The organism is Sphingobium sp. B2D3C (assembly GCF_025961835.1).
Classification (GTDB): Bacteria; Pseudomonadota; Alphaproteobacteria; order Sphingomonadales; family Sphingomonadaceae; genus Sphingobium.
Window position 1 is genome coordinate 1,787,497 of the sequence record NZ_JAOQOK010000001.1, and the last position, 25,733, is coordinate 1,813,229.

Below are 25,733 nucleotides of genomic sequence, written 5' to 3' on the forward strand. Positions count from 1 at the left end.
CCTTCTGGGGAGCGGACTGCCCGGATGCTGACGACCTGCACGCCGCCGGATTCGATGGCGCGGATGCTAAGGATTGCGGGCGTGGGTGCAAGGGGAAAGCGGTGATGGATGAGCGGAGAGGTTGACTTTGTCTGAGCCACTGCACCTTCAAATTGCGCTGTGCGCTTGCGCACCGACTTATGACTCGACTCGTCCGTCTTTTTATGTGGCTTTGTAAGCGTACTGCATCCTGCGCAGCACACCATGTTACAGTCGCTAATGGGTGGAAAATGCCTCGCAAGCCTCCTTTGAAGGACTTCTACTGGCCCCTTGGCGGCTTGGATTATGGGCATGAGGTTCGCGACTTATTCCCTCAAGAAGCAGAACTCCTTGGAGTTATTGCGATCATGTGGAACCGGCAAGAGGGAGCATTGCGCAGGCTTTTTCTGGAAATTTTAGCGCCTCGGTCTCATTCATACGGCGAGGCCATTTGGGACCGTCAACCGACACATCACGCACGAAGGGATTTATTGGCGCTAGCTCGTGAAACTGCAGGTCTTACTGACCGCCAACGAGGTGTGTTGGACTGGGTGATTGAGAAAACCAAAACCTTAGCTGACCGGCGCAATGAACTTATCCACGCCGAATTTGTAGTTCACAGCCGAACTGATGTTCTCCACGCAAAGATCAAATCGCCTCGCTCTAGCAAACCGCCAAAGCATCAAAAAGCCTCACCAAATGATTTGGAAAAGATCGTAAATGATCTTAATGTTTTACTTCAGGCCACGGAGGCATCTTGGGTCGAATTTTTGGCGCCGGAGAAGAAACTTCAATGGGATAATCTGCTCAAGGCTTCTGAACCAGGAAATCCGTCCCCTAGAAACCAGTCCGACTAAGGCCAGCCGATGCCTGACTCACCATTGAACGAGGTGGGGGGTTAACATCTACACCTCGCGAGATAGCTACTCCTCGTCGACTACCGATGCGGACCGTAAGAACCAAGCACCCCAATGATTGCAAAATCCAACCATATTGACTCGATCCTGTAACCGGCTCACACTCCGCGCCGATAACCGCCGCAGACTCAAGCAAGCACAGGCGGGAGAGACGAGAGAGGACGCCCATGATCACCGTCAATCAGCTTCATCCCCTGTTCTTCGGCGAGATCGTCGGGGCGGACCTCAAGGCCGAGCCGACCGAGGATCTGCGCCAGGCGGTGCAGGATGCGATGGACAAGCACATCGTCTGCGTCGTGCGGCAGGGGCCGATCACGGATGAGGAGCATATCCGCTTCGCCCGGCTGTTCGGGCCGCTGGAATATCCGCCCAATTACGGCAAGCGCCCGGCGGGCCGGATCGCGCCGGAACTGTTCTCGGCCGGCAATCTCGATCCTGATGGCAATATCAAGCCGCTGACCCCGGCCAATGCAAACATCGCCAAGGGTGCCGAGCGCTTTCATGCGGACAGCTCGTTCAACCCCCTGCCCTCCAAATGGTCGATGCTGCGCGGCGTTGAGTGTCCTCCTTCGGAGGTCGGCGGCGACACGCTGTTCCTCGATCTGCGCGCGGCTTATGACGATCTGCCGCAGGCGATGAAGGAAAAGGTGGATGGCATGACCGGCATCCACGATTTCTGGCGCGGCCGCCAATATGCCGGGCTTGAGGTCACCGAGGAAATGAAGGCCGCGATGCCGATGCCGCCGGTGCATCATCCGCTGGTGCGTGAGGCGCCGCTGGGGCGCAAGGCACTGTTCGTCGGCGGGCATTGCGTGGGCGTGGTCGGCATGAGCGACGATGAGGGCCACGCCTTTGTGGAAGAGCTGTACGCTCATGTGACTCAGCCCAAATATATCCACCGCCACCAGTGGACCGAAGGCGACATCGTGATCTGGGACAATCGCTACGCCCTGCACGCCGCGACGCCGCTGGAGACGGACCAGTATCGCCGCGACATGCGCCGCGCGACGCTCAACGAGAGCGGCGAGGAAGGCGACACCTATGAGTTCCGCCGGCGTCAGTCCGAGGCGGTTCACTGAGCGCCTGTGCGGTTCTCAACCGCGCGCTGACTGGCGCCATGCCCGGTAACGACCTGCTTGGCGTCCCGGCGCGCGCCGGGGGTTCAGCGCGGCAGATAATCCTCCGCCATCGCCGCCTCGATGCCGGCATGACGGGCCTTCACCGAGCCGATGAAGGCCGGGTGGGTGATGACATAGAGCTTGCCGGTGAGGATCGCGTCCACGGTCATCTGCCCGACGGTCAACGGGTCGAGCCAGAAACCCGGCGCCGTTGGCGGCAGGGCGCCGGGGGGCGGCGTTTCGTCCCGGTGGCGGAAGGGTGTATCCACCTGAAACTCCGCCGGGCGGTGCTGCTCGGTCTCCTCGATATTGGTTCGCACTGGGCCGGGGCACACCACCGTGGCGCCGATCGCGCCGCCTCCCATGCTGCTGCCCCCCATGCTGCTGCCCTTGGCATCCAGCTCCAGCTTGAGATGCTCGGTCATGGAAATGACCGCCGCCTTGGTCGGCGCGTAGACGCCGCGCGTGGCGCGCGCCTGCATGATCGCACCCTGCGAGGCGGTGTTGACGACATGCCCGCCCAGCCCATGCCCCTTTATGCGTGGCAGGCCCGAAACGAGGCCGTTGACCACGCCCATCAGATTGACGCCAATGGCCCAATCCCAATCCGCATAGGTCGCTTCATCGACCGGGCCCTGGATGCCGATGCCGGCATTGTTGATGAGGATCTGCAGCGGGCCGAGCGCGGCCTCGGCCTCGTCCAGCGCAGCGGCGAAGGCGTCGCGGTCTCGCACATCGAGTTGGAGCGCGCGGAAGCGATCCGCCCAGCCCTCGTCCGCCGCGACCTGCGCCGCCTGCGCCAGATGATCGGCGCGCACATCGCACACCGCGATCCTGGCGCCCTGCGCCGCCAGCGCGCGCGCCATGCCAAGGCCGATGCCGCTCGCACCGCCGGTGATGAAGGCCATCGTGCCTGCTACTGTCTTCATGCCTCTCCTCGCCTCATGGCTACCACTCTTATTATGGGGATTTACAACCAATGACCGTGGACCTCTATCATGGCGAGCCGGCTTCCAACAGCCTGAAGGTCTTGCAGGCCATTCATGAGAAAGGCGTGCCCTTCACCAGCCATTACATCAACCTGATGAAGTTCGAGCAGCATGCGCCGGCCTATGTCGCGATCAACCCCGCCGGACAGGTGCCGACGCTTGTGCACGACGGCCGGGTGCTGACGGAATCGACGGTCATCAACGAATATATCGACGACGCCTTCGATGGCCCGCCGCTCAAGCCGGCCGATCCCTATCTGCAGGGGCAGATGCGCATCTGGACCAAATATGTCGATGAGGTGTTCCGCCCGTCCCTCTCCTTCCTCGCCTGGCATCGGGTGATCCCCGGCATGGCCAAGGCGCTGCCCGAGGGCGAGTTCGAGGCGCGGCTCAAGCGCATCCCGCTCAAGGAAAAGCGCGACAAATGGGAGCTGGCGGCCAATGGCGGCTTTTCCGAGCGGGAACTTGAGGGCTGGCGCGCCAATCTGGAGGACGTGACCGACCGGGTGGAGAAGGCTTTGGCAGGTCATGACTGGCTGGTCGGGGGCATGGTCACGCTGGCCGACATCGCCGTCTTCGCCATGGCCATCTCCATGCCGCGCAGCCACCCCGATCTGTGGAACGAAACACGCACGCCGCAGGCCATGGCGTGGATGGCGCGGATGAAGGCCCGCCCGGGCGTGGCAGCAGCGCTGGCGATGCCGGATCACACCGGCATGGTCTCCCGCAAGGATTGAAGGCACGCCGCCGTCTCTTCTGCTGCGGGTCACCGTGCCTTCTCGCACATTTTTTGATCGCGAAAGTTCCCGTTAGGCTCCGGTTAAGCTAATTCATGCATGAGAGCGATGGCCTTGTCCGTCAGCCCGGCCTTCCCGGCCGTTTTCGTGCTGCAGCGATACCGGATTGCCCCGGCTGACGGACAAGCGATCTCCCCCTGACCAACCGAAGCGCAGGCGATCAGGGCTCCAGAACGCAGGCCGAATAGCCCGGCAGATCGCCCTGTCCTGCGCCGCCGACCTGCATCAATGGCGCCGCCCGACCGAGCCGCTTGGGCCAAGGCGCAGGCTCAGCCCCCAGATTGAACAGGCAAAGCCGGCGCTGCTCGCCAAAGCGCCGCTCGAACAGCAGCACCTGCTCATCGACCTGCAGAAAGCGGATGGCGCCCCAACGCAAAGCGGGCTGCCCCTTGCGAAAGGCGAACAGCGCGCGGGTGAGGTGCAGCAACGATCCCTCCTCTGCCTCCTGCTTGTCGACAGCTAAGGCCGGATGGTCGGCCCCCACCGGCAGCCATGGCTTCACGCTTGAAAAGCCGGCATGAGGCGCGTCACCCTTCCACGGCATCGGCGTTCGGGCGCCGTCGCGGCTGAGGGTCAGCGGCCAGTTGGCGATGGCCTCGGGATCCTGCAAATCCTCGAACGGCACATCCACCTGCGTCAGTCCCAGTTCTTCACCCTGATAGAGGAAGATGTTGCCGCGCAGGCAGGTGAGCAGCAGCAGCTTCATCGCCGCGAACCGCGCCCGCGTCTCGGCGCCCACCTCGTCCGGCAGCCAGCGGGTGACGGCGCGGGGCGCATCATGGTTCTCGAATGCCCAGCTCGGCCAGCCCATGCCGGCGCGGTCCGGCCACTGGCCGATCGCATCCGCCACCACGCGCGGGGTCAGCGCGTCGGCATAGAGAAAATCGAAGCCGTAGCTGGTGTTCAGCCGGTTCTCGCCGCTGGTGTAGAGCTTCATCTCGCGCAGGGCCTCGTCCCCACCGATCTCGGCAACCGTGAACCGGTCATCATAGCTGTCCATCAGCGCGCGGACCCGCTCGATGAAGCGCGGAATATGGCGGTGCCCCTGATTGTAGCGGCGCTCCTGATAATCGAACGGCCGCGTGCGCTGCCCGGCCTGGTTCGGGTGCGGCGGATTGGGGCGCAGGCGCGGATCGTGCATCAGGAAGTTGAGCGCATCGAGCCGGAAGCCATCGACGCCCCGGTCCAGCCAAAAGCGCGAAACATCGAGCAAGGCCTGCTGGACCTGCGGATGATGCCCGTTGAGCTGCGGCTGCTCGCGCAGGAAATTGTGGAAATAATATTGCCGCCGCCGGGCATCCCAGGTCCAGGCTGGCCCGCCAAACACGCTCTGCCAGTTGGAAGGCGGCGAGCCGTCCGCCTTAGGGTCCGCCCAGACGTACCACCCGGCATGGTCGCCCTGCCGATCGGATCGGCTGGCCTGGAACCAGGGGTGCCGATCGGAGGTATGAGCAAAAACCTGATCGATGATCACCCGCAGCCCCAATTCATGCGCGCGGGCCAGCAGCGCGTCAAAATCGGCGAGCGTGCCGAAGATCGGGTCGACATCGCAATAATCGGCAACGTCATACCCGAAATCCCGCATCGGCGAGGTGAAGAAGGGCGAGAGCCAGATCGCGTCCACGCCCAGGCTGGCGACATGATCCAGATGCGCGGTGATCCCCGGTAAATCACCGACGCCGTCATCATTGGAATCGGCGAAGCTGCGGGGATAGATCTGGTAGATCGTCGCGCCCTGCCACCAGGGCAGCGTCTCGGGCGCGCGCTGGCTGACGGGAAGGCTGGCGGCGGCAGGCTGGTGATTCTCGCTCATCCGCGCCAAACTGCATGGGAAGTTGGGCGCTGGCAATTGCGTCGGGTAGCCATCAGCCTGCAAGCCACCCGGAACGAGGGACGAATGCGAACAAGAGCCGGGATTTGCGCGAAAAAGCAGCGCTATGCGACCGAAGCGGACGCCCGCGCGGTGGCGCTCCGCGCAGCGATTACGCTCCGCCCCTATCGCTGCGCCCTCTGCCGCCAATATCACCTCACCAGCCGGACCAAAGGCATGCGGGTGCTGAAAGTCGTCGAATGAGGGCGGTCAGTGCTCGCTGAGGAATAGCCTCAAATCCCTCATTTGCCTTTCGCCCTCATCCGTTTAGGCTCCGGACAAAATCAACGGGAGAGAGCGATGCGGTTTCAGGACAAGGTGGTGCTCGTCATTGGCGGCAACAGCGGGATCGGGCGTGCTGCTGCGCAAGGATTTGCTGCCGAGGGTGCACATGTGTTCCTCACCGGGCGGTCGCAGGCGACCATCGATGAGACCGTTGCGGCGATTCCCGGCGCACAGGGCTTCCAGGCGGATATCGCGCAGATCGGCAGCAACGATGCCGTGCTGGATGCCATCCGCGCGGCGCATGGGCGGATCGACATATTGTTCGTGAATGCCGGAATCGGTGCCTTCGCTCCCGTGGAAGAGGTGACGCCGGCGCAGTGGGACGAGGTGCACAACGTCAATCTGCGCGGTTGCTTCTTTGCCGTTCAGAAAGCCCTACCGCTGATGGGGCAGACACCGGGCGGCGCCATCGTCATCACCGGCTCGATCGGGTCGGTCGCAGCAGTGCCTGGCAATACCATGTATGCGGCTGCGAAGGCAGGGCTGCGCGCGGTGGCGCGTACGCTCGCTGCTGAGCTGATCGGACGGGGCATTCGCGTCAACATGGTCAGCCCGGGCCCCACCGAAACGCCGATCATCAACCGGTCCGGCCTGCCACCCGAGGCCGTGGCGGGCATGCGCGCGATGATGACCGACGCCATCCCGATGAAGCGTATGGGCACGCCAGAGGAGATTGCGCGCCCGGTGCTGTTCCTCGCCTCTGATGAAGCCAGCTTCATCACCGGCATCGACCTCTATGTGGATGGCGGCTGCGTGGAGCTTTAGCCCCGAGCGAGGTCTTCGAGCAGGATCAGGCCGAGAGATCGACGCTTGCGCCTTCCATCGGCCAGACCGAAGCGGCCGTACCGTGCGTATCCTTGCGCCCTGCCCCGTGGAGCCGGGCGAGAAGAAAACGCCCGAACCCCCAGCTGCCGAGGCCAGACGCCGCGTTGATATGACCCACCGCGCCGGCATCGGCAAAGCGGCTTCCCCAGAACTGGGCGAGACGCCTTGCCCGATGGTATTGGATGTAGGGATCATCACGGCTCGCCACCAAAATCGAGGGGAAAGGCAATGGCGCGCGCGAGGCCGGAGCGAACGGCTCCAGCCGCTCATCCAGCGGTGCCAGGTCCAACTCGGGCGGCGCAACGAGCAGCGCGCCAACAACCGGATAGCCAAAGTCCGGTCGTTCCATCGCAGCCCAGGCGGCCACCGCATGGCATCCAAGACTGTGCGCCGCCAGAATGACCGGCCGACCCGCGCTGCGGATCGCCAGATTGAGCTTGCTCACCCAATGGGTGCGGTTGGGGCGCGCCCAATTGCCGAGATCGGCGCGGACGCAATCCTCGCTCTCACGCTCCCAAATGCTCTGCCAATGGGCGGGGCCGCTGCCGTCCAATCCCGGCACGGTGAGGACCAGCGGGGTCGACGATGGGGATGTGACATGATCCATGATCAAAACTCCTGTTCTCAGGGCAGATCAGTCGGCTCGGTCTACGTCCCGATCGTCTCACGGTATAATGTCTAACGTTTAAGTCGACAATATGATTGCGGCGGAGCGTGCGCGGATGCGGCCACGTGGTTCCCCCACGGATGACGCCGTTACCGATTACACCGGCAACCCCACATAATTCTCCGCGATGCTGGTCTGCGCGGCGACGCTGCCGGCGATATAATCCAGTTCGGCGACCTGCATGGCGCGCTCGAACGGGCCATCTTCGGGGAAGCGGTGCATGAGGCGCGTCAGCGACCAGCTGAACCGCTCGGCCTTCCAGACGCGGGCCAGGGCCTTGTCCGAATAGCCGGCGACGGCATCGGCATCGTTGCGCTTGAATAAGGCGCTGAGCGCTGAGGCGGCATAATGCACGTCGCTGGCGGCAAGGTTGAGGCCCTTGGCGCCGGTGGGCGGCACAATATGGGCGCTGTCGCCGCAGAGCAGCAGGCTGCCATGGCGCATCGGCGCGAAGACGAAGGAGCGCAGTGGCGCGATGGACTTCTCCAACGCCGGGCCCCGGGTGATGTGCGCCGCGGCATCCGGCCCGAGGCGGATCGCCAGCTCGTCCCACACGCGCTCATCCGGCCAGTCCTCGATCTTCTCGGTCAGCGGCACGTCGACATAATAGCGGCTGCGCGTCTCGCTGCGCATGGAGGCCAGCGCGAAGCCACGCTCGTGATTGGCGTAGATCAACTCGTGATTGCAGGGCGGCACATCGGCGAGGATACCGAGCCACCCGAAGGGATATTCCCGCTCATAGGACTGGCCCGCGCTGGCCGGGATCGCCTGACGGCTGGGGCCATGATAGCCATCGCAACCGACGATGATGCGCGCATCCACGCGGTGTTCGCGCCCATCCTTGCTGTAGGTGACATAAGGCGTGTCGCTCTCGATCTCGTGCAGGGCGACATCGGCAGCGCCATAGACGACCTCAAGCCCCCGCTCATCACAGGCATCCATGAGGTCCTTGGTCAGTTCGGTCTGGCCATAGACGACGACATGGCCGCCGGTGAGCTTGGCGATATCGATGCGAATCAGCCGCTCGCCATCGGCTAGGTTGAAGCCATCGTGCACAAGACCCTCGGCCTTGAGCCGCGCATCAAGGCCAAGGCGTTCCATCAGCTCGACGGTGACGCGCTCCAGCACGCCGGCACGGATGCGGCCGAGCACATAATCGGGCGTCTGGCGCTCCAGCACGATACAATCGATGCCCTCAGCCCGCAGCAGATGCCCTAGCAGCAGACCCGCCGGCCCAGCACCAATGATGCACACCTGTGTCATTCCATCCTCCTCGCAGACTCTTGGCCGCATATCCGCATGACCGCGCGCATTTGGGAAGGGACAGTTGCGACAAGCTCTGGTATTTTCCGGACATGACTGCCCTCCCCCATCCCGCACGCCATTCCCGCGAAGCGATCGTCCCAGCTTACGATCTCTATGGCGAGGACAAGGCGCCACGGCGCGAGGACTTTTTCCACGCCGAGACGATTGCTGTGCGCAGCCGGCGCTATGACTGGGAAATCGCACCCCACACCCATGCAGCGCTCACCCAGATGCTGTTTGTGGCGCGGGGCGAAGTACGACTGCATCTTGCGGGGGAGGATCGGCGGGAGGCCGGTCCTTTGCTGGTCTGCGCGCCCAACGGAATTGTGCATGGCTTCGGCTTCTCGCCCGATGTCGAGGGATTTGTCGTGACGGCCTCACAGGATTTTGTGGACAGTCTCACGCGGCAGGATGCGCTGGGGCAACATCTCCGGACGCCGGCGATCCTGCGACCGGACGCAGCGCTGACCGCGCGTCTGGAGGCGCTGGGCACCGCGCTGGTCGAGGCCGAGCAGGACCGGTTCGCATCCAATGGCCAGCGGCTGCATCATGCGCTTGCCGAAGCCTGGCTACGCACGACCCTTGCTGCCGGTGCGCCGCTAGATGCCGCGCGGTCCACCCTGGCCGAGCGGTTTCGCGTTATGGTCGAGGCGACTTATCGCGAGCATCGACCGATCGAGCATTATGCGCAGCGGCTGCATTGCACGGTCCGCACGCTCTCGCGCCAGACGCAGGCCAGCTTCGGCATGACGCCGCTGCAGATCATCAACCGCCGGCTGCTGTTCGAGGCGCGGCGGTTGCTGCGCTTCACCAATGCCGGCTGCTACGAGGTGGCAGCGGAGCTTGGTTTTGACGACCCATCTTATTTTTCGCGCTTCTACAAACGGATGACCGGACGGGCACCAGGCCTGGAGAAACGGCGTGAGAACGTGTGAGACGTCCCGGTCAGGCGGCCGCCCGCTCCGCCCCGCTCTCCTGTCGCGCCAGCTTCTCGACCAGACGATTGAACAGGGTCACGCCGCGATCGTGCACGGTGGGCATCACCTGCACCTCTTCCGTATCATCGATCACGCGCTGCTGGGCCTCGATCATCACCTTGTCCTCGGCGAAGGCCTGATCGGCCATGCGCATCAGAACATCGCGCAGCGCCTCATCCCCATGGCTGCGATGCGGCCCCCAGGAGAAGAAGTAGCGCGCGCTCTTGTCGCGCATCGGCGTCACCGCCTGGCTGGTGAAGGTGACGCCGCTCACCGCCTGAGAGAGATCCGGCTGGCCATAGTCGCAAGCCTTGGCGGTACCGAGCGGGAAGACACCGCCGGTCATCAGCAGGATGCCAGGAATGAGGAAATCATAGCTCATGAAGCTGTCCATCGGTTCTGGGCTGCGGCGCGAGGCCGATCCGATGGCGTTCTCCGTCCAGCGCTCATAGCGGATTCCCCGCTCCAGCGGCGTGATCCGGGCCGGCGTCTCGGCAAATTGCGGCCCGGAACCGAAGCTCTCGGCATGGACGAAGGTCAAATGGCTGAAATCGAGCAGATTGTCGTTGATGAGCCGCGCTTCCGCCGCATAATCGAGATGGCCGTGGCCGAGGAGGTAATCGGGATGGTCCAGCCCCACGGCCGGCGGGATCAGGCGCTCATCGGCCGCGTCAACATCGCCCATCCAGACCCAGAGCCAGCTATGGCGATCCACCACGGCATAGCGGCGCACGCGGGCCTGCGGCGGGATCTGCGCCTGGCCGGGAATCTCGACGACCTGCCCGCCTGCATCGAACAGCAGGCCATGATACATGCAGCGCAGCCGCTCGCCTTCGCAGCGGCCCAGCGAAAGCGGCGCGAGGCGGTGGACGCAGCGATCTTCCAATGCGTGGAGCGCGCCGGACGCGGTGCGCCAGATGACGATCCGCTCGCCGAGGATCGAGATAGCGAAAGGCTTCTCCGCCTCCAGTTCATGCGACCATCCCGCGACATACCAGGCATTGCGAACATAGGCCATGACAGGCGCCTCTCCAGTTTAAACCACTGCACGCAAATTGACTTAACGGTGTTAAGGAGTCAATGATCCTCTATGGCTTCCCCCATCTCTGTCCCGCTGGATATCGAGCGCTTGCTGCAGGCGGCATTTGCGCAACTGGAGGCGGACGGGCTGGACGCGCTGAGCATGCGCAAGCTGGCCGCGCGCCTCAATGTGCAAGCCCCGGCGATCTATTGGCACGTCAAGGACAAGGCCGAGTTGCTGGGTCTGATGGCCCGCCGCATTCATGGCCGGGCTTATGCGGACGTTACTCACGCCGAGGATTGGCGCGACTGGCTGCGGCGGTTCGGGCGGGCACTGCGGCGCAGCTTCCTTGCCCATCGCGATGGCGCGCTGCTCTGTGCAGTGTCTCGCCCGCCGGCGGAGGCCGATCCCCTTGTCCATGCCCAGCGCATCGCCGCTCCGCTGGTGGCGCTGGGGCTGCATCAGCAGGACGCCTTGGCCCGTCAGGCCTCGGTCATCTCCTTCGTGCTGGGTTGGTCCGCCTTCGAGGCGAACGGGCCGATGCATAGCTTCCTCGACAATATGCTCGATTTCGAGGGGAGCTTCGAGCCGGGGCTGGACGCTCTGGTGGCGGGCTTCTCGGAGGTTGCGAGCGAGGCTTAGCCCGCCAGCCAGCGCGACAAGCGGCTCCCGGCATCGTTCATGAGGGCGCGCGGATCGCCCTGCTCCACGATCCGGCCATCCAGCACCAGCGCAATCTCGTCAGCCGCATCGGCGGCATCGCGCACATCATGGGAGACGAGAATGATGGGGATGTCCGAGCGGGCGCGCAATTCGACCAGCAGGCGATGCAGCGCCCGGCGGGTCGGGTGGTCCACGGCAGAGAATGGCTCATCGAGCAGCAGCACCTGCGGATCGCGCGCGAGCGCCCGCGCCAGCGCGACGCGCTGTTGCTGTCCGCCGGAGAGTTCACGGGGGCGCCGGTCCTCAAGCCCTTCGAGATGGACCTGCGCCAGCAGCGCATCCGCCCGCCCCTGCCGCTGCGTCGCGGGGATATCCAGCAACGCTTCCATCACATTCTGCCGCGCGCTCATGTGCGGGAACAGAGCGTAGGATTGGAACACGAAGCCGACATGCCGGTCCCGCGCGCGCACCTGCACGCCGGCGTGCGTATCCAGCCAGCATTGGCCGTTGACGCTGATCCGCCCGGTAGCAGGCGTCAGCAACCCCGCAATCGCGCGCAGGATAGAGGTTTTCCCCGCGCCCGAAGGACCGACGAGCGCCAAGGTCCGTCCACGCGCCAGAGTGAGTGCCACGTCCAGCGCGATGGGCGCATGATGGCGCAGATGCAGGGTCACGCCCTCGCCGCTCGCCTCAGCCATGTCGGCGCCCCCTCTGGCCCAGCAGGAAGACAAGGCTGACCGCCACCAGCGAGACCGCCATCAGCAGCAGCGCCATCTCATTGGCCGAGCCCATGTCGAACGCCTGCACGCGATCATAGAGCGAGAGCGCCAGCGTGCGCGTCTTGCCGGGGATTGATCCGCCGACCATCAGCACCACGCCGAATTCGCCCAGCGTATGAGCGAAGGTCAGCACGGCCCCGGTGAGAATGCCCGGCCAGGCCAGAGGCAGTTCGATCCGCCAAATGCTGCGCCAGAGCGAATGGCCGCAGGTCGCCGCGGCATCGCGCAGATCGGCGTCGATGCTCTCGAAGGCCCGCTGCACCGGCTGAACGGCAAAGGGGAGATTGACCAGCACCGATGCAAGCAGGATCGCCTCGAAGCTGAAGGCCAGCCCGCTACCGAATAGCGCACTCCATACCCGCCCGATCCAGCTTTGCGGCCCCAGGGCGGAGAGCAGGTAAAAGCCAATCACCGTGGGTGGCAGGACCAGCGGCAGCGTCACCAGCGCCTCGATCACGGCTCGCCCGCGAAAGCGCGCCAGCGCCAGCCAGCGCCCGAGCACCAGCGCCAGCGGCAGCAGGATCGCGACGGTGAGCGCGCCGAGCAGGAGCGAGAGATTGAGCGCTTGCCAGTCCATCGCCGGTCAAAGTGCTCCGGCCGGCAGGGTGAAGCCGTATTTGGCGAAGATCGCCTTGGCAGCAGGCTGGGCCAGATAAGCATAGAAGCGCTCGGCCACTGGCCCCGCCGTCTTCATCAGCACCATGCGCTGGCGCAGCGGTGTGTGCCAGTTGGCGGGGATCAGCACATAGGCCGCCCTGCCCTTCACAGCAGGATCGAGCACCAGCGAATGCGCGACGATGCCGCCCTGCGCCCCGCCTTCCGTGGCGAACTGCAGCGCCTGCGACACATTTTCCCCCAGCACGAGCTTATCCTGAAGCGGCTTCCACAGGCCGGCATGATCCAGCGCCTCCTGCGCACGGCGACCATAAGGCGCATGTTCGGGATTGGCGATGGCAAAGCGGCTGATGTCCCCGCGCGCCAGCCCCTCACGCAGACCCGCAAGCTGGGAATCGAGCCTGAGCGGCGAGCCCTTGGGCGCGATCAGCGCCAGGCGCCCAATGGCATAGAGCCGACCTTCGCCGCGGGTTTTGCCGGCCTTGGCGAGCTGCGTCACATAGCTTTCATCGGCGGAGAGGAAGAGCTCGAACGGTGCGCCCTGCTGTAATTGCCGCGTGAGATTTCCCGAGGCGCCGAAGTTGAGCACCACCTTCTCACCGGTCTCTTTCTCGAACGCGGCCGCCGCATCGGTGAGGGCCAGACGGAGGTCGGCGGCGGCAGCGATCTGCGGCGCCGGCTCGGACTTGCCGCACGCGACCAGCGCCAGCAGGCCGAGCAGCACGGCGCAACGGCGCAGCAGATGAGTCATGAGAGGTCCGCCCTTCGATCGATGTATGACATTGCACACATCGACGTCTGTGGGGCGCTGTGTCAAGTGTCCTGCATGCGCAAGAGGCGCGCGGAGGAGGTCGGCAAGGCGTGAGTGAGGACGGCGGAACGACGCTGAAGATCAAGGCGCAGGTGATCGCTGATGGTGTGATCGCCATCGGGCCGGGCAAGGCGCAGCTCCTCGCGGAGATTGCGCGAACAGGGTCAATCGCGGCGGCAGGCCGGGCGATCGGAACCAGCTATCGCCGCACCCGCGACATGGTCGATATTCTCAACACGGGATGGGGCGCCCCGCTAATCGAAACCGCCAAGGGCGGCGCCAGCGGGGGCGGATCGCGCCTCACCGATCACGGCCGGGCGGTCCTGGAAGCCTATCGGCAGCTCGAAACCGCAGTGCAGGCGGCCGGAACGGCCCATGCCAGTCACCTGATCGCTCTTATGAACGGCGTCGATCCCGACGGCGCTCAATCGATCCGATAAACCGAAAGCCGAACCGTCGGGCCGACCTTGCCGCCCGTGGCGACAAACAGGGCGCGGTTTACCCAGTCGTACCCCGCATGGCCGGTTTCCAGTCGAATGAAAGAGCGCATGTAATAGTCGGACGGCGGCACCTGTTCGCCGGACGCGATGCGGGCCGCGACATCGGGCGAGGCATGGCGGATGCCGAGGCCCACGATCTCGATGACCGCGCCGTCGTGCGTTTCCATCGCATAGCGGGCATCGAGCTGCGCCACGCCGCCGGCTTGCACGGTTTGCCAGTCTGCGCCGACGTTCAGCAGCGTGCCATTGAGCAACGGCCCTGTCACCGTGCCGCCGACCACCGGGATGATCCGCCGCGTACCAGCCGGTGTAATGCCCATCTCATGCGGAGGATCGAGCCGGATCTCGAAATCGCAGATGTGCGAGAGGCCCGGCGCGGGCAGCGTCATGCTGCGACCTTTGCGACCAGCGCGCCCGGCTCGATGGTGGGCGGCGCGGCGTTGAGCGTATCGCGCGCAAAGCCGGCCGCCTGCTGATAGGCCAGCATGAAGGCAGAGCGCTCGGCGGCGGGCAGCACATCCTCGATGTCCTCAAACGCACCGCCGCAACGCTCCTCGACCAGTTCCAGCAGCCCGAAGGGACCGGAGCCGCGATTGCGCATGGCGACCTGCCCGATGGGACCGCAGAGCTTCTCGTCAAAGGCGCGCAGCGCGGCCGGCGTCACGCCATGCGCCAGCAGTTCGCGGCCGATCACCCGCGCGTCGACGATGGCCTGCGATGCGCCGTTTGAGCCGGTCGGATACATGGGATGCGCGGCATCGCCCATCAGCGCGACCGGACCATCGACCCAGGTCGGCAGCGGATCGCGGTCGATCATCGGATTTTCATAGGCGACATCCGACTTGGCCAGCAGCTCCGGCAGGTTCAGCCAGTCATAGACGAACCCGTCGAACTCATGCGCGAACTCGGCGAGTTCGACCGGGCGGAACCAGCCGGATTTGCGCCAGTCATGATCGGTATCGTAGGTCTTCTCGGCGATCCAGTTGATATCGGCCAGCCCCTCCTCGTCGGGATGGGAGATCGGGTAGATCACCACGCGGTGGCGGCTGGTGCCCAGGCCCACAAAGGAGGAACCAGTGCGGATCGGCACGCCGCGCGCGGTGCCGCGCCACATGATCGTGCCGCCCCAGTGGATCGGCGGCTGATCCGGGTGCATCTGCGCGCGGACGCTGGAATGGATGCCATCGGCTCCGAACAGCAGGGTGCCATCGACCTCGACCTTGCCGCCGCCGGCGAGATCGACCAGCGCGGTGACGCCACCCTCCGCGCGCTTGCGATAGCCGGTCACCTTATGGCCGAGCTTCAAAGCCTCCGGGCCGAGCCGCTCGACCACCTTGCGGCAGAGCATCAGGTGGAAGGCGCCCCGGTGAACGGCATATTGATGCCAGTCATAGCCGGCCACCTTGCCGCGCGGCTCGGAATAAATCTCGCGGCCATTCAGCCCGACCAGCGCCCATTCCCGCGCCGGAATGCCGACCTGGTCCAGATCCGCCTCGCTTATGCCGAGGTCTTCTAGTTCGCGAATGGCATTGGGCTGGATGTTGATGCCCACGCCGAGCGGCTTCAACTCGCGCACGCTCTCGAACACTGTGCAAGGCACACCGATCTGATGAAGCGTGAGCGCCAGGACGAGGCCGCCAATGCCGCCACCGGCGATCAAAACATGGTCGTGCGTCATCGAGAATATTGCCCTTTCCGTGCGGGCCTAACCCAGCCGACCCGCGCCGGCGCTTCATCTGCCCGAGGGAGCGCTGTACCGTCGTGGGGGCGCAGTGGCAATGTGGAGGAGCAATCGTGCGCCGGCTGCTGCGGGGTCGGGGCGGTCGGAAGTAGGACGCTGGTCGGGCGGCTGGGCCCTGGGCTCCTGCCTTCTCACGAGCACTGGCTTTGCCTTGTCGCGCACCCCTGCCGTGTTCCTGCGGAGGCAGGAACCCAAGGCGCAAGGGCACTGCGGCTGGGCCCTAGGCTCCTGCCTGCGCAGCAGCACTGAAGGAAGCAGGACCGGCGCGACGTTCCGCAGCACCAAGCGCGCCTTTCGTGTCGAGCGAAGTCGAGGCACTCAGGACCTGAGCCTGCCGTGTCTCGACTTCGCTCGACACGAACGGGAGTGAAGAATGGACGAACAGCGCGCCCCAAACGAAGGAAGCCCGCGCTCTCCCCTTCGGAAGGCGCGGGCTCCGTAGCTCTACGGTCGCACCCCGATCAGATCGGGAAATGGCCCGGCTGGGTTTCCACCGTCACCCAGCGCAGCTCGGTGAAGCTGTCGATGCCAGCCTTGCCGCCGAAGCGGCCATAGCCCGAACCCTTGACGCCGCCGAAGGGCATTTGCGCTTCGTCATGCACGGTCGGACCGTTGACGTGGCAGATGCCGGACTGAATGCGCCGCGCGATGCCGAGGCCCTTGGCGATATCCTTTGTGAACACCGACGCCGAGAGGCCATATTCGGTGTCATTGGCCAATTCGACCGCATGCTCGGTGTCGCGGGCGCGAATGATGCCGACGACCGGCCCGAAGCTCTCATCGCGGAACAGCTTCATGTCCTGCGTCACCTTGTCGATGACATGGGCAGGCATCAGCACATTGTGCGTCGTCTCGCCGCCGGTGAGCTGGGTCGCGCCCTTGGCCAGCGCATCCTCGATCAGGCTCTGGCAGTGCGCCACGGTCTTGGCGTCCACCACCGCGCCGAGCGGGGTGTTGCCCTGACGCGGATCGCCCACGGGCATGGAGGCGACCTTCTCCTTGAACTTGGCGGCGAAGGCGTCGGCAACAGCATCGACCACGATGATCCGCTCGGTCGACATGCAGATCTGCCCCTGATTCATGAACGCGCCGAAGGCCGCGGCCTTCACCGCTTCATCGAGATCGGCATCCTCCAGAATGACCAGCGGTGCCTTGCCGCCCAGCTCGAGCAGAACGGGCTTCAAATGCTCGGCAGCGCGCTTGGCGATGATCTTGCCGACGGCGGTGGAGCCGGTGAAATTGATGCGGCGAACCTGCGGCGCGTCGATCAGAGCGCCCACGACATCGGCCGCGTCTTCCGGTGCGTTGGTGACGACGTTCACCACGCCCTCGGGGAAGCCGGCCTCGGCAAACGCCTCGATGATCAGTGCATGGGTGCGCGGGCAGGATTCGGACGCCTTGAGAATGACGCTGTTACCACAGGCGAGCGGCACGGCGATGGCGCGCACGCCGAGGATGATCGGCGCGTTCCAGGGCGCGATACCGAGGATGACGCCAACGGGCTCGCGCAGCGCCATGGAGAGGCAGCCGGGCTTGTCCGAGGGAATGACCTCGCCATTGATCTGGGTGGTGAGCGCGGCAGCCTCACGGATCATGCTGGCAGCCAGGCCGAGGTTGAACATCGCCCAGCCCGCCGTCGCACCGATCTCGCCCATCATCGCTTCGACGAACGCGTCCTTCTTGGATTCCAGCGCGGTGGCGGCTTTCATCAGCACAGCGCGGCGCGCATTCGGCCCCATGACCGACCAGTTCTGGAACCCTTCCGCAGCCTTGGCGGCGATCGGCGCGATATCGGCGGCCTTCATCGCGGTCGCCGAGGATGCGACCTCGCCCGTCATCGGATTGTTGCGGCTAAACTCCATGGCGTTCCTCCAGTTCTCTCTCTCAAGACCAGTGTCGCGCACTCGCATGAGGCCGGATGGCAATGATCAGACCAAATGCGTGCGGCGGCGCGGCTCCCCTCTGCCTTGCGGAACCGCCGGATGCAATTGTCTTGCGCGCCCCACGCTCGACTTGCGCCAAGAAATGAAGGAACAGGGGTCGATCCTCGCGCGTTGTGGCGCATAACTGGGAACAGACGGCGGGTTCGAGACGTGCAGGCATCCGAAGACCTCAGGGCAGCATCGTTGGAGAGCTATCGGCAGTTGGTCGAAAGCATCACCGATTATGCCATGTGCATGCTGGATCGCACGGGCCATATCACGAACTGGAACGCAGGCGCGCAAAAGCTCAAGGGCTTCCGGCCGGAAGACATTATCGGCGTGCATTTTTCGCGCTTCTACACAGCCGAAGATGTGGAAAAGGGCATGCCCGAGCGCGCGCTGGAGATCGCCGCGACACAGGGCAAGCACGAATCCGAGGGCTGGCGACTGCGCAAGGATGGCTCGCGCTTCTGGGCGCATGTCGTCATCGATCCGGTTCGGGACGCACACGGCGCGCTGATCGGTTATGCCGGGATCACTCGTGACCTCACCGAACGCAAACTCGCAGAGCAGGCGCTGCGTAAAAGCGAAGAACAGTTCGCCCTGCTCGTCCAGTCCGTCACCGATTACGCCATCTACATGCTGGACCCTGAGGGCATGGTTTCCAGCTGGAATGCCGGTGCGGAGCGGATCAAGGGGTATCGCAAGGACGAGGTGCTCGGGCAGCATTTCTCGCAATTCTATCAAGAAGAAGATCGCACAGCCGGCGAGCCGCAACGTGCCCTGGAGACCGCGCGTTCGGAAGGTCGGTTCACGGCGGAGGGCTGGCGCGTCCGCAAGGGCGGCGAGCGCTTCCGCGCGAGCGTCGTCATCGAGGCGCTGCGCGATGAGACCGGCGCGCTGGTAGGCTTCGCCAAGATCACCCGCGACGTTACGGAGCGGGAGGCAGCCCAGCGCGCGCTGGACGAAGCGCGCGAGGCGCTAGGCCAGGCTCAGAAGATGGAAGCGCTCGGCCAGCTCACCGGCGGCGTGGCGCATGACTTCAACAATTTGCTGATGGCGATCAACAGCAGCCTCATCCTGCTGCGCCGACGGATCCCGGAACAGGCCGAGACGCAACGCCTGCTCGACAATGCCATGCAGGCCGTCGATCGGGGCGCGACGCTGACCCAGCGCATGCTCGCCTTCGCGCGGCGGCAGGAGCTGTCCATCGGTCGCGTGCATATTCCCGAATTGCTGCGCGGCATGACCGAACTCGTCCAGCGCACCATCGGGCCGGAATGGCCCGTCAGCATGATCATTCCACTCGGACTGCAGGCGGTGAAAGCCGACGCCAATCAACTCGAAATGGCGATCCTCAACCTGGCCGTGAATGCGCGCGATGCCATGCCGGATGGCGGCGCGATCATCATCAAGGCAAACCGCCAGACCGTGCGGAGCAATGAGATCGCCGATCTGGAAGCGGGGCATTATGTGGTTCTGACTGTGGTGGACAGCGGCATCGGCATGGATGCCGAGACGCTCAGGCGCGCGACCGAACCCTTTTTCACGACGAAGGGCGTTGGCAAGGGCACGGGCCTTGGCCTCCCCATGATCCATGGCTTTGCGCGCCAGATCGGCGGCGCGTTCACGCTCACCAGCGCGCCGGGCAAGGGAACATCTGCGCAATTTTGGCTGCCGCAGGCCGCCGAGCAGTCACAGGCAACCACGCCCGCTGCGAAGGAACCGCCGCTGCCGCCGCAAGCCAAATGTCGTGTCCTAGCGGTGGATGACGATGCACTGGTGTTGATGAACACGGTCGCGCTGCTGGAGGATCTGGGGCACGAGGTCGTCAGCGCAGTCAACGGCGCTCATGCCCTTTCAAAATTCAAGGATGGCGGCTTCGACTTGGTCATCACCGATCAGGCCATGCCCGGCATGACCGGGACGGACCTCGCCGCGGCCATCACCGCCGTGCAGAGCGACATGCCGATCATCATCGCAAGCGGGTATGGCGAGGGGCTGGTTTTGCCCGAAGGACAGATCCATCGCCTGAGCAAACCGTTTGGCGAGCACCAGCTCGCCAAGGCCATCTATCAGGCGTGTTGCAGGGAGGATCGCCCTACCCCTGCGGTTTAAACGGACTTGCGCCCCATTTGCCGGGTCCGCCCGCTCAGGCGGATCGCCCGGCGCAGCAAGGATGCAAAGGTGCGCAAGACCGGCAAGCGGTCATAAAAGCGAACATCGTGGATGTCCGTGCGCGAGAGGCGCTGGTGCCCAAGGTCAGGATTGGCGACATAGCTGCGCAGTTCCGGATGGCGGTTGCGCAGGACAGACAGCGCCCCATCATAATGCATTGGCTCGCCATCCGGATGCCGCCCGCCTGCGGGGCGCTTCAGCATCGCGGCTAAATAGTGCGCGGCAAAGCCGATCGTATCGCCGCGCACGGCGTAGAAATGGCAGCCGGCAAGCCCTTTGCCGGGTGGGATCAGCTCAAGCGGGCGCTCGGTCGCTTCATATTGCCCCGGCAGAAGGCTGCCGAAAAAGATGTCCCATTCCACCTCGCCCAGCTTGGCCAGAGCGGCCGGCAGAACCGTATCTATCCGGTCATGGAAATCGAAGTCATCCTCCAGCACCAGGACGGATCGATGCCCCGCCTCCGCCGCCTCCCGCAGCACGCTCATATGGCTATCGAAGCACCCTCGCGTTCCCGGCGTCGGAAACCCTGCGGCATCCGAAAAGCGCTTCGCCGTGAAGAACGCGATTTTCGGATGATCGAGGTCTAGCCCCAGACGCTTGAACTGCGCGGCCATCTCGCGGCGCCGGTCGGCCCGGTGAGGAAGATTGATGATCCGGATGGCATCGAACGCATCGAGCAGAGCACGACCGGCGGGGGTTGGGCTTACCATCGGCTGCGGTCCTTCTCGACTGGATAATGGATGATCAGCCGCGACTCGCGCCGGCCCTCAACGGGCCTATAGACTGGGCTTCTCCCTTTAAGGAATTGCAAAGCCGAGCCAGCGCTTCAGATCACCTTGCCCGGGTTGAGAATATTGTTCGGGTCCATCGCGCGCTTGAGCGTGCGCATCAGCGCCAGTTCCTCTGGTGTACGGCAGTGGTGGAGAAATTCGCGCTTGATGCTGCCGATGCCATGCTCGGCGGTGATCGAGCCGCCCCATTCGGCGACCGCCTTGTAAACCAGCGCCTCCATCTCATGCTCGGGCATCGGGTCGCGCGGGACGCGCGCAGAGAGGTGGAGGTTGGAATCAGCGAGGTGGCCGAAGAAGACCGTCACGCAATCCGGCCACCGCTCCAGCAGCAAGTCGCGTACATAAGGGATGAAATCGCCGATCTTGCGCGTCGGCAGACTCACATCGAAGGCCACTTGCGGCCAGTGCACGCCCTTGTGCCACTCGCCCGGGCAATCGCGCACTGCCCAGATGTCCTGCCGCTGCTTGTCCGACTGGGCAATCACCGCATCCTTGACGAGGCCGGATTCGATCATGCCGCCCAGCACTTCCTCGAAGCGCTCGGCGTCGCGTTCCGGGTCGGTCCCAAGCACTTCGACTAGCGCATAGACGCTGTAACCGTGCGGCAAGGGCGGCTGGCGACCGAGCGCCGTCGTGCCGATCTGGTAGAAATCCGGCCACATCACCTCAAAGGCGGACAAGGTGCTCGCGAATGCCGAATTGCATTGTTTGAGCAACTCCAGCGTGGCCGCATAATCCTCGACCGCCACCACGGCGGTGCAGGCGCTGCGCGGCTTGGGGAACATCCGCAGCACCAGCCGGGTGATGACACCGAGCGTACCCTCGCTGCCGATGAAGAGATGCTTGAGATCGTAACCGGCATTGTTTTTGATCATTACATTGAGCGACGAGACGATCGTGCCATCCGGCAGCACCGCTTCCACACCCAGAATGAGATCGCGCATCATGCCATAGCGCAGCACGCGGTTGCCGCCGGCATTGGTCGCGGCATTGCCGCCGACCTGCGCCGTTCCGCGTCCGCCAAGATCGAGCGGAAACAGAAAGCCGGCCTCATCGGCGGCGCGTTGAACGGTCTCCAGCACCGTTCCCGCGAGCACGGTCATCGTGCGGCCAGCCTCGTCCAATTCCTCGATGCCGCGCATTCGTTCCAGCGACAGCAACAGGCAGGGGCGATCCGCGAGGCCGCCGGCGCACAGGCTGGTCAAGCCGCCCTGTGGCACGACCGGCCAGTGCTCCTCATTGCAGATCGCCATGATCTGCGAGACCTGCTCGGTCGTGCGCGGATAGGCGATGCCGGGGAGCGGAATGTCCGCCGGCATGACATTCGTGAAATCAGAGACATGGCGCGCGAAATCGCCGTCCGTCCCATCCTTTACGATATCAGCGCCCAAGGCTTGGCGGAGGCGCGCGATGACCTGGGCACCACGCTGAGCTTCGTCTGCGAAGCTTTGTAAGCGCTCGTCCAGCGTTGCTTGGGTCATCCGGCCTCTCTCCTCTTGCAGCCACAACATAGCGCCCGGCGGCGCCCTGCATAGGCCAAGGCGATAGAACGAATCATGAAATCGGCCGCCAGGGCCGTCTCTGTTTCACCCTGAGACGCCCAACGATTAGCGAGGCCAGTCAAAATTCCGTTAAGTATCTAAATTTCTGTGATTTTTAGTGGAATTTCCACGCACGCGGCTCCTTAAGTGCAAAAAGGTAAACTTGGTTTACGTCTTGTTAACCATAGTTTATTGTCGTCGAGGTCGGGTGATCCGACCAAATACAGGAGTCGTCGATGGTAAACGAAGTGATCGTTGAAGAACTCAGCGAGCAGGAAGTCGATCTGGTTGCGGGCGGTGGTCCGAGCCACGAATCGAGCGGTGGCATTCGCGGCTGATTTGTCAGTCGCTTCTGGTCACCACGATCAGATTGATCCTATGGCCGGGGGGGCGCGCGCGAATAAGCGATCGTCCGCCCGGTTTTTATTTGCCATGACCTGACACGGCATTTTTTCATCGCCTCGGGACAGCAGAGCATCCTAGAAAGCCGCTCAGGGGGACCGGATGCCACTCTTCAGGCGACAAGCACTCGATCATCACAACCGGCTTCATGGGGACATTTTCCTCGTCCCTCCACTGCGCTGGCAGGCCATCGGCTGGCTGTTGCTTGGTCTGGTCTGTGCCGGTGTAGCCTGTCTCGCGTTCGGCAGCTTCAGCCGGACCATCAAGGCCGAGGGAAGCCTGCACATGTCAGACATGCAGTCGCCCTCCCCTTCCCAACCCGCAGCGCGCCCCTCGCCGGAGTGGACGGCCCGCGTCACCGTGCCGATCGCCCAGATCAAGGATGTTCATCAAGGCCAACAAGCCCGGGTCTCGCTCGCTGGCGGCAGCGCTGCCGACGCGACGACGCTGACCGGCACGATCATGGCAATCGCGACGCGCATGGACCCCGGCGAAACAACGGTGCCGGTCGAGATCCATCTGACAGCGCCAGGCGCAGAGCCGGGCAACGTCAGGGTCAGGGCGATTGACGGGCAGCCTGTCACCGCGACCATCCTCATCGAACGGGTCCGCCTGTGGCGCTGGCTGTTCGCGCCGGTCCTTCCGCGCAGCGAGCCCTAGATGAACGCGCTGATTGCCAAACTCACGGGCCGGCGGCGCATTCGCCCGATCCTGCAGACCGAAGCGGCGGAATGCGGCCTCGCCTCGCTGGCAATGGTCGCCAACTGGCACGGGCATGAGCTTGATCTCAATGCCCTGCGCCAGCGCTTTGGCGTGAGCGCGCGGGGCATGACCCTGCGCCAATTGATGCAGACTGCGGATGACATGCAGCTGCTGCCGCGCCCGCTAAAACTCGATCTGGCCGGACTGCATCTTCTGCATCTGCCCGCCATCCTCCATTGGGATCTGAACCACTTTGTCGTGCTCGAACGCGTCGAGCCGGGCCGTGCCTATGTCGTCGACCCGATGGGCATCGCGCGTTGGTACAAGTTCGACGAGCTGGGACGCCATTTCAGCGGTGTCGCGCTGGAACTGCGCCCCTCGCAGGACTTCCAGTCCGTCCGGGCCAGGCGGCGCTTGCGCTTTCGCGATCTGTGGAGCGGCATGACGGGCGCGCGCCGCACCTTTGCGCAGACAGTCATCCTCTCCATCGTCATGCAGGTCTTCATTCTCGCCAGCCCTTTCTATCTGCGCACCGCCGTCGACGAGGTTCTGCCGGCGCAGGACGGCGGCCTGCTGCTCACGCTGGCGCTGGGATTTGGCGCGCTCGCGCTCATCGGTGCCGGCGCGGCGCTGCTGCGGAAATATGTGCTGCTGTCGTCAGGCGCCCTGCTGTCCTTCGGCATCACCTCCAACATCGTCCGCCACCTCTTCCGCCTGCCCATCGCCTGGTTCGAGAAACGCAAGGTGGGAGACATCCTCACCCGCGTGCAATCGGTGCTGCCGATCCAGCGCTTCCTCATTGAGAGCGCACCGCTCGCGCTGATCGATGGCACGCTCTCGGTCCTCACCATGGTGATGATGTTCCTGATCGCGCCCAACCTTGCGCCGATCACGCTGGTCGGGCTCGTCCTTTATTCCGGCGTTCGGCTGGCCTTGCTCGCACGCGAGAAGCAGCGTGAGGCGGAATATGTGAAGGCCCTCGCCCGTGAACAGGGCACGCTCATCGAGACATTGCGCGGCATGGTGACGCTGCGCCTCGCCGGCCGCGAAGCGATGCGCCACAGCTACTGGCAGAACCGACTGACCGAAGCGCTCGGCGCGCGCTACCAGCACGAGCGCGTCAAGGCCTGGCACGAGACTGCCAAGACGATGATCCCCGCGCTGGAGCTGGTGATCGTCATTTTCGTCGCCGCACGCGCCAATATGAATGGCGCCCTCACGCTTGGCACCCTGTTCGCCTATCTCGCCTTTCGCACGCAATTTGTGCAGGCTGGCCAGTCCCTGCTGGATGAAGGCGTCAAGCTTCGCCTGCTCGAACTCCACCTCGATCAGCTCGCGGACATTGTGCAGAGCGATGAGGACGCAGGCTTTGCCGAACCGCTCAACCATGCCGGCTTCTCCGGCCGGATAGAACTGCGCGATGTGCATTTCTCCTATGGCCCGCACGATCCGCCGGTGCTGCGGGGCGTCGATCTCGTCATCGAGCCGGGCGATCATGTCGCGATCACCGGCGCTTCCGGCAGCGGCAAGACCACGCTCGCCAAGACCATCCTTGGCCTGATCGATCCGACCAAGGGGCAGGTGCTGATCGACGGCCAGCCACTGCCGCAGTTCGGCCGCCGCGCCTTTCGCCAGCATGTCGCCGCAGTGCTGCAGGACGACGTGCTCTATGCCGGGTCCATTGCCGATAATGTGGCGGCATTTGGGGAGATCGACCCGGATCGCCTGCGGGATTGCCTCAAAGCCGCCGCCATTCTGGAGGACATCGAGGCGATGCCGATGCGGACCGAGACGCTGGTCGGGGATATGGGCTCAACCCTGTCCGGCGGTCAGAAGCAGCGCATCCTGCTCGCCCGCGCGCTCTATCGTCAGCCGGCGGTGCTGCTACTGGATGAAGGCACCGCCCATCTCGACCTGGAGCATGAGGCCATGGTTAATCGCGCCGTGGCTGCGTTGGGCATCACCCGGCTCATTATCGCGCATCGGCCGGAGACGATTGCCGCCGCCGACAGGGTCATCAGGGTGGAGAACGGGGTGGTCACGAGCGATAGTCATTCGCGGTCGACGACAAGCTAGAGCAAGCATAACGCCAGTTTCATACCGCAGACGGTGCGCTAGCGCGTCGCGACGAACAGTCGGCCCAAGCTATCGAAGACCGCCGCCGCACCTCCCTGCCTGCCCCTCGCACAAGCCTTTCCATCTCTTGTGAACAACTTGTTCATAGTTTCCTGACATTGACGTCCACTGGCGACTGAACCGCCCGAGTGTGGACCAATGTTGCGATTGCGCCTCCTTGCGA

24 protein-coding genes are annotated in these 25,733 nt (G+C 64.3%); 11 read left to right on the forward strand and 13 right to left on the reverse strand.

The window, feature by feature from the left end; translation table 11 throughout:
* Positions 1–287 precede the first annotated feature (287 nt).
* Together M2339_RS08335 and M2339_RS08340 are read left to right on the forward strand one after the other, a co-directional pair.
* Positions 288–875 (forward strand): hypothetical protein, encoded by a 588-nt coding sequence (locus M2339_RS08335; RefSeq protein ID WP_264606293.1) that lies wholly within the window; start codon positions 288–290, stop codon positions 873–875.
* Positions 876–1,102: 227 nt separating this feature from the next.
* Positions 1,103–2,014 carry a TauD/TfdA dioxygenase family protein gene (locus M2339_RS08340; protein WP_264586931.1) on the forward strand — a complete coding sequence of 304 codons (912 nt, stop codon included), beginning with the start codon at positions 1,103–1,105 and terminating at the stop codon, positions 2,012–2,014.
* A gap of 83 nt (positions 2,015–2,097) precedes the next feature.
* On the opposite strand, the gene M2339_RS08345 is transcribed toward M2339_RS08340, so the two are convergent.
* On the reverse strand, positions 2,098–2,982 hold the full coding sequence (locus M2339_RS08345) for an SDR family NAD(P)-dependent oxidoreductase (RefSeq protein ID WP_264586930.1): 885 nt from the start codon (positions 2,980–2,982) through the stop codon (positions 2,098–2,100).
* A gap of 50 nt (positions 2,983–3,032) precedes the next feature.
* Here M2339_RS08345 and M2339_RS08350 point away from each other — a divergent pair, with 50 nt between their 5' ends.
* Positions 3,033–3,779: a glutathione S-transferase family protein gene (locus M2339_RS08350; RefSeq protein WP_264586929.1), complete on the forward strand. Its 747-nt coding sequence runs from the start codon at positions 3,033–3,035 to the stop codon at positions 3,777–3,779.
* 220 nt (positions 3,780–3,999) lie between these two features.
* On the opposite strand, the gene M2339_RS08355 is transcribed toward M2339_RS08350, so the two are convergent.
* Positions 4,000–5,652, reverse strand: coding sequence for an alpha-amylase family glycosyl hydrolase (locus tag M2339_RS08355; protein WP_264586928.1), 1,653 nt, complete (start codon positions 5,650–5,652; stop codon positions 4,000–4,002).
* Positions 5,653–5,736: 84 nt separating this feature from the next.
* On the opposite strand from M2339_RS08355, the gene M2339_RS08360 reads away from it, so the two are divergent.
* Positions 5,737–5,913, forward strand: coding sequence for a hypothetical protein (locus tag M2339_RS08360; protein WP_264572468.1), 177 nt, complete (start codon positions 5,737–5,739; stop codon positions 5,911–5,913).
* A 96-nt stretch (positions 5,914–6,009) separates the two neighbouring features.
* Positions 6,010–6,759, forward strand: a complete 750-nt coding sequence (locus M2339_RS08365) for an SDR family NAD(P)-dependent oxidoreductase (protein ID WP_264586927.1) — start codon at positions 6,010–6,012, stop codon at positions 6,757–6,759.
* A gap of 25 nt (positions 6,760–6,784) precedes the next feature.
* Here M2339_RS08365 and M2339_RS08370 read toward each other — a convergent pair whose 3' ends face one another.
* Together M2339_RS08370 and pobA are read right to left on the reverse strand one after the other, a co-directional pair.
* A complete protein-coding gene (locus M2339_RS08370; RefSeq protein WP_264586926.1) occupies positions 6,785–7,426 on the reverse strand; it encodes an RBBP9/YdeN family alpha/beta hydrolase in 642 nt (213 codons plus the stop codon).
* Between the two features lie 156 nt (positions 7,427–7,582).
* Positions 7,583–8,749, reverse strand: a complete 1,167-nt coding sequence (pobA, locus tag M2339_RS08375; RefSeq protein ID WP_264586925.1) for a 4-hydroxybenzoate 3-monooxygenase — start codon at positions 8,747–8,749, stop codon at positions 7,583–7,585.
* A gap of 92 nt (positions 8,750–8,841) precedes the next feature.
* Between pobA and M2339_RS08380 the strand changes: the two genes are divergently transcribed.
* Positions 8,842–9,726 (forward strand): helix-turn-helix domain-containing protein, encoded by an 885-nt coding sequence (locus tag M2339_RS08380; protein WP_264586924.1) that lies wholly within the window; start codon positions 8,842–8,844, stop codon positions 9,724–9,726.
* A 10-nt stretch (positions 9,727–9,736) separates the two neighbouring features.
* Here the strand turns inward: M2339_RS08380 and M2339_RS08385 are convergent, their stop codons facing one another.
* Complete coding sequence (locus tag M2339_RS08385) at positions 9,737–10,786, reverse strand: aromatic ring-hydroxylating dioxygenase subunit alpha (RefSeq protein ID WP_264586923.1); 1,050 nt, start codon at positions 10,784–10,786, stop codon at positions 9,737–9,739.
* Positions 10,787–10,858: 72 nt separating this feature from the next.
* Here M2339_RS08385 and M2339_RS08390 point away from each other — a divergent pair, with 72 nt between their 5' ends.
* Positions 10,859–11,431: a TetR/AcrR family transcriptional regulator C-terminal domain-containing protein gene (locus M2339_RS08390; protein WP_181559237.1), complete on the forward strand. Its 573-nt coding sequence runs from the start codon at positions 10,859–10,861 to the stop codon at positions 11,429–11,431.
* Here M2339_RS08390 and M2339_RS08395 read toward each other — a convergent pair.
* Genes M2339_RS08395 through modA form a run of 3 tightly spaced genes read right to left on the reverse strand, consistent with a single transcriptional unit; the run spans position 11,428 to position 13,597 of the window.
* On the reverse strand, positions 11,428–12,150 hold the full coding sequence (locus M2339_RS08395; RefSeq protein ID WP_264586922.1) for an ABC transporter ATP-binding protein: 723 nt from the start codon (positions 12,148–12,150) through the stop codon (positions 11,428–11,430). The genes M2339_RS08390 and M2339_RS08395 overlap by 4 nt on opposite strands.
* The gene (gene modB / locus M2339_RS08400; RefSeq protein WP_264586921.1) at positions 12,143–12,808 is read right to left on the reverse strand and encodes a molybdate ABC transporter permease subunit; all 666 of its coding nucleotides are present in this window, start codon (positions 12,806–12,808) and stop codon (positions 12,143–12,145) included. The genes M2339_RS08395 and modB overlap by 8 nt, the downstream gene beginning before the upstream one ends.
* A gap of 6 nt (positions 12,809–12,814) precedes the next feature.
* Positions 12,815–13,597 (reverse strand): molybdate ABC transporter substrate-binding protein, encoded by a 783-nt coding sequence (gene modA, locus M2339_RS08405; RefSeq protein WP_264586920.1) that lies wholly within the window; start codon positions 13,595–13,597, stop codon positions 12,815–12,817.
* A 110-nt stretch (positions 13,598–13,707) separates the two neighbouring features.
* Between modA and M2339_RS08410 the strand changes: the two genes are divergently transcribed.
* Complete coding sequence (locus M2339_RS08410) at positions 13,708–14,097, forward strand: winged helix-turn-helix domain-containing protein (RefSeq protein ID WP_264576121.1); 390 nt, start codon at positions 13,708–13,710, stop codon at positions 14,095–14,097.
* Here M2339_RS08410 and M2339_RS08415 read toward each other — a convergent pair.
* The 3 genes from M2339_RS08415 to M2339_RS08425 form a co-directional block, all read right to left on the reverse strand.
* Positions 14,082–14,546 (reverse strand): DUF3237 domain-containing protein, encoded by a 465-nt coding sequence (locus M2339_RS08415; RefSeq protein ID WP_264586919.1) that lies wholly within the window; start codon positions 14,544–14,546, stop codon positions 14,082–14,084. The two genes, M2339_RS08410 and M2339_RS08415, sit on opposite strands and share 16 nt — an antisense overlap.
* Positions 14,543–15,835, reverse strand: coding sequence for a flavin-dependent oxidoreductase (locus M2339_RS08420; RefSeq protein WP_264576123.1), 1,293 nt, complete (start codon positions 15,833–15,835; stop codon positions 14,543–14,545). Before M2339_RS08420 ends, M2339_RS08415 begins: the two co-directional genes overlap by 4 nt.
* A 524-nt stretch (positions 15,836–16,359) precedes the next feature.
* On the reverse strand, positions 16,360–17,760 hold the full coding sequence (locus tag M2339_RS08425; RefSeq protein WP_264586918.1) for an aldehyde dehydrogenase: 1,401 nt from the start codon (positions 17,758–17,760) through the stop codon (positions 16,360–16,362).
* Between the two features lie 231 nt (positions 17,761–17,991).
* Between M2339_RS08425 and M2339_RS08430 the strand changes: the two genes are divergently transcribed.
* Entirely contained in the window at positions 17,992–19,938 is a 1,947-nt protein-coding gene (locus M2339_RS08430; protein WP_264606294.1) for a PAS domain-containing sensor histidine kinase, read from the forward strand.
* Here the strand turns inward: M2339_RS08430 and M2339_RS08435 are convergent.
* On the reverse strand, positions 19,935–20,708 hold the full coding sequence (locus tag M2339_RS08435) for a glycosyltransferase family 25 protein (protein WP_264586916.1): 774 nt from the start codon (positions 20,706–20,708) through the stop codon (positions 19,935–19,937). The two genes, M2339_RS08430 and M2339_RS08435, sit on opposite strands and share 4 nt — an antisense overlap.
* A 116-nt stretch (positions 20,709–20,824) precedes the next feature.
* Positions 20,825–22,270: an FAD-binding oxidoreductase gene (locus tag M2339_RS08440; protein ID WP_264606295.1), complete on the reverse strand. Its 1,446-nt coding sequence runs from the start codon at positions 22,268–22,270 to the stop codon at positions 20,825–20,827.
* A 564-nt stretch (positions 22,271–22,834) separates the two neighbouring features.
* Here M2339_RS08440 and M2339_RS08445 point away from each other — a divergent pair.
* Both M2339_RS08445 and M2339_RS08450 read left to right on the forward strand, forming a co-directional pair.
* Positions 22,835–23,392 carry an HlyD family efflux transporter periplasmic adaptor subunit gene (locus M2339_RS08445; protein WP_181559227.1) on the forward strand — a complete coding sequence of 186 codons (558 nt, stop codon included), beginning with the start codon at positions 22,835–22,837 and terminating at the stop codon, positions 23,390–23,392.
* A complete protein-coding gene (locus M2339_RS08450) occupies positions 23,393–25,510 on the forward strand; it encodes a peptidase domain-containing ABC transporter (protein WP_264586914.1) in 2,118 nt (705 codons plus the stop codon). It abuts the gene before it with no gap.
* The last annotated feature ends 223 nt before the right edge of the window (positions 25,511–25,733 follow it).